We start from the raw sequence: 1,280 nt of genomic DNA on the forward strand, positions 1-1,280 counted from the left end.
CGTGGTGGGTGGTGGGCATGGGGTCTACGCCTCCGCCTTGGTGATGCCGAGGGTGTGGGGCGCGCCGGTGATGGCGGCGGTGTCCTGTTCGTGGAATTCGAGTTGTCGCCTGCGGTTGGGGATGAGGCCTTCGGGGCGGAAGCGCATCAGGAGGATGAGGGCGGCGCCGAAGGCGAGGAGTTGGTAGTCGTGGAGGAATTGGAGTTTGGCGGGGATGAGGTAGAGGAGTGCGGCGCCGATGAGGGGGCCGCGGATGGTGCCCATGCCGCCGAGGATGACGGCGGCGAGGAGGAAGGCGGAGTTGGGCGGTACGGGGCCGGCGAAGACGTATTGCTCGGGGACGACGGTGGAGGTGACGTGGGCCTGCACGGTGCCGGCGAGGCCGGCGAGGGTGGCGCCGAGGGCGAAGGCGAGGAGTTTGAGGCGGAAGCCGTTGATGCCCATGGCGGTGGCGGCGGTTTCGTCCTCGCGGATGGCGATCCAGGCGCGGCCGATGCGGGAGTTCTCGGCGCGGCTGAAGACGAGGACGACGAGGACGGTGATGAGGAGCATCAGGAGGTAGTAGTTGGCGAAGGGGTTGATGGTGATTCCGGCGAGGTGGTGGGTGGTGCCGAAGGTGTAGCCGAAGAGGACGAGGTCGGGGATGTTGGGGATGCCGTTGGGGCCGTTGGTCACGGAGGGGCCGAGTTCGCCGTTGAGGTTGCCGACGGTGAGGCGGAAGATCTCGCCGAAGCCGAGGGTGACGATGGCGAGGTAGTCGCCGCGGAGGCGGAGGGTGGGGGCGCCGATGACGATGCCGAAGACGAGTGAGGCGGCGGCGCCGGTGAGGAGTGCGGCCCAGAAGGGGAAGTGGACGCCGAGGGTGGAGGCGGTGGAGCCGGAGACGAGGGCGGCGGTGTAGGCGCCGACGCCGAGGAAGGCGACGTAGCCGAGGTCGAGGAGGCCGGCGAGGCCGACGACGACGTTCAGGCCGAGGGCGACGGTCGAGAAGATCAGGATGTTGACGGCGATGAGGGTGTACTGGTCGGTGGACTGGGTGAGGGGGAAGGCGACGGCGGAGACGAGGGTGGCGGTGAGGGTGACGGTGCGGTGTTTGCGGGTGAGCGCGGTGAGGCGGGTGATGATGCCGGAGGAGCGGAGGGCGAGGGTGGCGAATCCGGTGAGGAGGAGGAAGCCGGTGAAGAGTTCGCCGTACTCGGTGCCGATGCCGTAGGTGGCGAGGTAGAGGGCGAGGCCGAACGCGGCGGCGATGACGAGGATCTCGGCCCAGGCGGGGAGGG

Annotated in this window: 1 protein-coding gene; it reads right to left on the reverse strand. The window is 69.1% G+C overall.

The features are described 5' to 3' along the window. Positions 1–24: 24 nt before the first annotated feature. Positions 25–1,280 (reverse strand): branched-chain amino acid ABC transporter permease (locus tag K6I34_RS37105; protein ID WP_229332412.1); only part of this gene is annotated, 1,256 nt, incomplete at its 5' end.

The organism is Streptomyces sp. UNOC14_S4, from assembly GCF_020740835.1.
Taxonomy (GTDB): domain Bacteria; phylum Actinomycetota; class Actinomycetes; order Streptomycetales; family Streptomycetaceae; genus Streptomyces.